Source organism: Acinetobacter entericus (genome assembly GCF_026168575.1).
In the GTDB taxonomy this organism is placed as follows: domain Bacteria; phylum Pseudomonadota; class Gammaproteobacteria; order Pseudomonadales; family Moraxellaceae; genus Acinetobacter; species Acinetobacter bouvetii.
In genome coordinates this window covers 1-5,579 of sequence record NZ_JAPEQW010000061.1, presented here as the reverse complement: position 1 = coordinate 5,579, position 5,579 = coordinate 1, and the positions used below count along the sequence as shown (strand labels likewise).

Annotated in this window: 8 protein-coding genes and 2 pseudogenes; all 10 read right to left on the bottom strand. The window is 43.3% G+C overall.

Features of this window, described 5'->3' with window-relative positions; genetic code table 11:
- Nucleotides 1–267: pseudogene (locus OKC24_RS19005) on the bottom strand (phage virion morphogenesis protein); the annotation flags it as partial.
- Between the two features lie 7 nt (nt 268–274).
- The gene (locus OKC24_RS19000) at nt 275–715 is read right to left on the bottom strand and encodes a gp436 family protein (RefSeq protein ID WP_265466220.1); all 441 of its coding nucleotides are present in this window, start codon (nt 713–715) and stop codon (nt 275–277) included.
- Between the two features lie 9 nt (nt 716–724).
- Nucleotides 725–877: a hypothetical protein gene (locus tag OKC24_RS18995; protein WP_265466219.1), complete on the bottom strand. Its 153-nt coding sequence runs from the start codon at nt 875–877 to the stop codon at nt 725–727.
- Between the two features lie 20 nt (nt 878–897).
- Nucleotides 898–1,305 (bottom strand): annotated as a pseudogene (locus OKC24_RS18990) (hypothetical protein).
- Nucleotides 1,306–1,316: 11 nt separating this feature from the next.
- Nucleotides 1,317–2,393, bottom strand: a complete 1,077-nt coding sequence (locus OKC24_RS18985) for a major capsid protein (protein WP_265466218.1) — start codon at nt 2,391–2,393, stop codon at nt 1,317–1,319.
- A 3-nt stretch (nt 2,394–2,396) separates the two neighbouring features.
- Nucleotides 2,397–2,780 carry a hypothetical protein gene (locus tag OKC24_RS18980; protein WP_265466217.1) on the bottom strand — a complete coding sequence of 128 codons (384 nt, stop codon included), beginning with the start codon at nt 2,778–2,780 and terminating at the stop codon, nt 2,397–2,399.
- Nucleotides 2,780–3,760 carry a hypothetical protein gene (locus tag OKC24_RS18975; protein ID WP_265466216.1) on the bottom strand — a complete coding sequence of 327 codons (981 nt, stop codon included), beginning with the start codon at nt 3,758–3,760 and terminating at the stop codon, nt 2,780–2,782. The genes OKC24_RS18980 and OKC24_RS18975 overlap by 1 nt, the downstream gene beginning before the upstream one ends.
- A 55-nt stretch (nt 3,761–3,815) precedes the next feature.
- Nucleotides 3,816–3,971 (bottom strand): hypothetical protein, encoded by a 156-nt coding sequence (locus OKC24_RS18970; protein ID WP_265466215.1) that lies wholly within the window; start codon nt 3,969–3,971, stop codon nt 3,816–3,818.
- 186 nt (nt 3,972–4,157) lie between these two features.
- Nucleotides 4,158–4,319 (bottom strand): hypothetical protein, encoded by a 162-nt coding sequence (locus tag OKC24_RS18965; protein ID WP_265466214.1) that lies wholly within the window; start codon nt 4,317–4,319, stop codon nt 4,158–4,160.
- A 470-nt stretch (nt 4,320–4,789) separates the two neighbouring features.
- Nucleotides 4,790–5,533 carry an ORF6N domain-containing protein gene (locus OKC24_RS18960; protein WP_265466221.1) on the bottom strand — a complete coding sequence of 248 codons (744 nt, stop codon included), beginning with the start codon at nt 5,531–5,533 and terminating at the stop codon, nt 4,790–4,792.
- Nucleotides 5,534–5,579 lie beyond the last annotated feature (46 nt).

The following is a 5,579-nucleotide window of genomic DNA, read 5'->3' as shown; positions in this document are numbered from 1 at the left end:
CTGCAGAACGTTATGGGTAATGGAATTCATAAGCCGCGAGGTATCACGAAGCGTTGTTCCGCCTTTACGCCTTACCCGGCCTGATAAGCGCCATTTACCTTCAAGACCTTCGCCATTTGTCCAGCGGCTGCGGATATTGCTCACAACCATCTGGCCAATTGCATCAAACAGTTTGGGTTTACTTTGGTCAAAATTAGATAAGCGTGCCAAAGCCTGCATCACTGCAGACTCACCATCCGCTTCGATCGTAATTGCTACGCCTGACATATCAGCCTCACTTGATGCTAGGCATCATATTTAAGACATCATCACCAAATACACCGCCGCGGTATGTTGTACCGATTGGCATTGTAGCTGGTGATCTTGCTGGCTTTTCTTCGGTGACTTCATTTTGAGGGTTGAGGATATTCAATGTTGCCTTACCATCAGCAACCCGTTTCAAGAAATCTATTTCCGCCTTATAACGGTTTTCAACTTCTTCAATTGGCTGCTGAAAATAAAGCCGGTAGCGTGCAATGTTGCACGCAATCCGCTTTAAAGTACTTGGGGTGCTTGGCAAGGGCAAAACATAGCGAACAGCAATGTAGCTATCTATCTCCTCAGACGCATCCTGCAAGGCCTCCTCAATCGAATTGCCTGCAGCTTGCATAGACTCCAATTGCTGAAGCTCACCCTCACCAAAACGCGCCTCTAGATCACTGCGTTTTGCATACATGGATTCACCTTATTTATCAGCTGATGCCGTTTTCTTGGCTTCCGTAGTAGCCTTTTTCAGAGCAGCTTCAGATGCAGCCAGTGATTTTTCCAAGCCTTCTACTTTCGTTTTCAGCTCAGCCACTTCTGTATCTGCCTTATCTTTGCCGGCAATAAGGATCACTTCATTTGCTTTCAGCTCAGCTACTTCTGCAGCAAGGCTGGCAAGCTGAGCTGTCGTGTTATCAGCCTTTTGTTCCTGAGGCTCTTGATACTCTTCAATAGCCCCANCACTTCTGTATCTGCCTTATCTTTGCCGGCAATAAGGATCACTTCATTTGCTTTCAGCTCAGCTACTTCTGCAGCAAGGCTGGCAAGCTGAGCTGTCGTGTTATCAGCCTTTTGTTCCTGAGGCTCTTGATACTCTTCAATAGCCCCAGATGCTAAAAGGGCCTGAATACGTTCTGCATTCAAGCCCTTGATTCAAGCCCTTGATTTCTTGCCCTGGTCGGNAGATGCTAAAAGGGCCTGAATACGTTCTGCATTCAAGCCCTTGATTTCTTGCCCTGGTCGGAAGTGACCAATCGATTGCTTTGCAATGTACTTTGGCATTCTATAACTCCTTATACGAAACCACGGCCGCCGACTAAGCCATTTTTATTGTTTGGAATAGCCAATGGTGAAGATTCAGCCAGCAATTGAATGCTTGATGGATTCTTTTCCTGCCATTGGCTTAAATAAAATTCCAATGCTTGGCCAAAAGCTTCTACGTTTTGAATTGCACAATGTGCAATCCAGCCATTTGCATCAGAGATCAGGCCGAAGAAATCTTCAGGAATAAATCGTTCTGGTGTGCCGCCGCCAATACTGTGCTGCACGTCATAAGTCCAGATTTCAATGTTATCGACCGTTCCGCGGAATTGAGGCTTGTCCATTTGGTCAAAGGTCGGGGTTAAAGGAACGCTAATGCCCGCATACGGCGCAATAAACTTTTCTTTAAATTCAGGATCTTTAATCAAAGTGTTGTATACCTTTGATGTTGTCAGGGCCATGTTTGGTGATGTGCCCGAGTGCTCGACAGATAAATCAATCATCGATTGAATATCTTTGACTGGTGCAGCACCTGCTTGTCCCCATTTGATTAATGGCGCAAATTTACAAGCGGCATTACGCTCATAATCCACTTCATACATTGGGAAATCTGCAGAAGCGAATGTAGTTTTGCCGTAAAGCAATACGTCACGTGCAATGAGCAACTTTCGATTTTCAATAGACTGGCGCAGATATAAGGCCTTTTGCGCCTGATCAATCAAAAGCAGATCCGCGTCACTTAGGCGGTTTGAGCCAGTTGCAATCACACCAAATTTACGCAATTGAGTAATAAGTGCAGTGTTTTGCACATCACTCGGCATGACTGTCATCATTGGCTTTAAATAAGCCGGCTTAACAAATTTTACGTTACCCGATTCACCAACCTTGATTTGGCGGCCGGCAGCGGTAGGTGTAACGAATGGCGCCAACGGGGTTGCTGTTTTTAATTCACCAACAGGCACATCTGTTTTGGTGTATGACACGCGTTGCGGAAAGAAGCGATCCATCAACCAAGTATCAACTTTCTGGGTCGTGTCAGTTAGCAAAACCAACTGAGGCACATCCAACAATTCCACTGGTGCATTTTGAAATGTAAAAGATTGACTCATGTATTATTTCCCCACTACTTTACGCAGTTCAATTTTGTTGGTTAAGGCTTGAGCGCGCACTGCGTCATATTGAGCTTCCGTTAATGGCGCTCCTTTTACTGTAACTACAGCAATATCAAATGCGCCTTGTACATAGATCGGCATTTCTAAGTTATTAGCAGCATGGTAAGTGGCTTGTTCTGCAGTGAAATCCGTATTCGCAATAGCATTCCAATCTCCCACCACACCGTCTGTAACTGTTGGATGGTCGGCTAAGTTGGCCGTACTAACCTTTAGCAAATCACCACGCTTATACGCTGTGGCAGTTTTTACTTTGGCATTCTCTGTACGGACGCCATCACCCACCACAAGCTGTGAAGTTGTGATTGTTTGAGTAATTGTGCCCATTATTGTTTTACCCCTTGTTGAGCTGCAGCAAATTTATTAAAGGCCTGATCCAGTGCCGAACCTTCATTACCGCCTTGGCCCTGATGTCCACCCTGGCCGCCTGTAGCTTGATGGCTAAACAGGTGCACAAATTGTGGCGGAATCTGCTGTTGTTGTGGTTGCACAGCCGGCTGCGGACTGCCTGCTGAGAACTGTTTCAATTGCTGGGACATAAAGGCAAAAGATGTGTCATCCATGTTGATGTATGAAGTCTTTTCTTCTGCGCTAAATTGCTTACTCAAAGATGTTTCAAGTGTTTTGATATCATCTTCACGCTTATCTGCTTTGAACTTTTTAAGTTCTGCTTGTGCAGCATCACGATCTGTTTCTGCCTGTTTTAATTTGGCTTGCGCCTGTTCTAATTCGGTCACATCTGTGTCCTCTGGTTGATTAAAGTTTTTAGGCGAGTGGCTGGCTGCCACGGCATTGGTATTGTCATCTGCGCCTAAAGCACAGAAGGAAACTTCGCGGATGCGGCCGCCACGGAATACAGCTATAGGCGCTTGAAAGGTTCGGCCATTCACAATGACTGAGCCCTCTGTGACTTCTTCCACTGTGGCTGGGTAGATCCGCACCGACATCTGCCACGGGAAGTCATCATCTGAGTCTTGAGCCACTTGAGTTCCAAACTCATTGGAAAGTAAATTCCCTTCAATTTTCAGACCTTCCGCATGACTAACAGAATGTGAGTTGATAGCCCCAGCACGCTGACTGGTTCGATGCTCAAGTAATGCCGGAATGCGGCCTTTGATTTGGATTGAGTCAAGATCAAATACCACCTTGTCCCAATACCAGTGATCAGTAATAGCTTCACCGCTATAAGCAACGCCTGAAAAGGTTCGCTTCTTATTTCCATCTGCAGGCTTATCTACACTGACCTGTCCAAGCTGAAAACAAAACTGATCATCCTTTTTAGGCTGCTCTTGATTTGTTTGTGGCATTTTCATGCTCCATAAAAAAACCGCCCGAAGGCGGTGCTGTAAATTGATGGATTGGCTACCACCATCGGCATGCTGCAATCAATGCCGCAAATCCAATCAGTACGACAAAAATCATCGCAGCATTTGCAAGCTTGTTGCCTACTTTGTCAGCGCCTTGTTCGCTCATTTTCCCATCTACCTTTAATTCAGATTTTGGTGTATGATTTTTCATATAGATATTTCACCTTAGCTCACCGGTTAAGTTGATTTAAAAAGCTCATGATTTGCCGTCATGGGCTTTTTGCTTTTCTAGGCCACTATATCGGCCCAAGTTCACAATTAAATGTGGAACTGTTTCCTAAAATTCAGGCATAAAAAAACCGCCTAATATGGCGGTACGAGAGTTGATGCTCTAAGTCTAGTCATCATCATCGTCTTTTCGCAAAGCTTTAATTAACTCTGGTAATTTCCATGTAAGAATACAAAGTAGTGCAAAGATTAGAATGTACACTAACATTCCATTTGATAAACCTGATGCCATATTGATCAATCCTGTAATTGCTGTGATATAATCTGCCATAAGTTGTTTCTCCTCTTGCTTTAGTCGGTGGGTTGAGATTTAAAAAGCTCATGATTTGCGGTCATGGGCTTTTTGCTTTTTAGAACCTTCTAATTGAGATATTGCCATCCAATTGCTTGTGATTTTCTGTGTAATAACAGGCATAAAAAAGCCGCCAATGATGGCGGTTCAATTATTCCTTTTAATATCGATAGGCTTTCAAACACATTTTGAGTTGCAGAGTGAATGTTGTCCTTCTCTTATACGTGTAACTCTATTTGTAGGCACAAAAAAACCACCTCGAAAGGTGGTTAAAAATTTCTCGCAATGGGAAGGCTTTCATTCCACATTTAAGTTGAGAATATAAATATTTTTTTATTTAAATATTTCTAAACAATGTATGCAGTTTTTCTATAAAAACTAGCTGTTTGCACAACTATTCAGTGTGGTAAAAATTACCCCAAAACTGTATCAACAGTCAAGACTTTAAACTATGACTTAATTAGGCTACATTCCAATAAAGCCTTATAACCCAGCCCGCCTTTATGCCAGTCATGTCGTTGCGCCAATTCAAATATAGGCATATAGACTTCTCTGCCAACAATTTTCTTAGCGTCTTCCGCGGCAAAGGTGAAATGGTCATGTATGCCATGCCCCATTGCTGGACTTATCTTGCGGATTGATCCGCCAAACTCAGACCACCAATGATTCAGCCACAGCGCGTGTTTTGCTAATGACTCAATGTGTTTGGAGTCAAACTGCTGTTTTTTATCTGCGTTGCTATATAGAGCGATTAGGTGATGTACATATTCAACTGCTACAGGAATGGCATCAAATGGAATCTCATCAAGATGTTTTACATTGAATCTTTGGTGTACCAACTTATAGGCATCGCTAAAGTTTAGATGTTTAGTTTTAGCCACCAGCATGTTTACAGCGTTGGTTAATGGCTCACGCTCTGATTTATGGGTTTTAGCTAAAATTTCCTTACGATGGAAATAGCAATCTTCTAGTTGTTCGAATACGTCCCATGCTTGATCTGTATCGAGCATTTTAGCGTGGCGGGCCGCGCCACGCTCTGTCCACAGAATTAAACTTCGGGTATTTTTACTTATTTCAACTGAGTGACTTAAAGTCACCCAGTCCTTAAAAGCTCTCAGTTCAGGGCCTTCAAGTTTAAAAAAGTGCTTATCTTGAATAAAACGCTCTTTATTTCGAGAATAATTTTGTTTGATGTAGAGGTGGTTCCACTTGTTTGAACAACTAAAAGCGTATTTATAA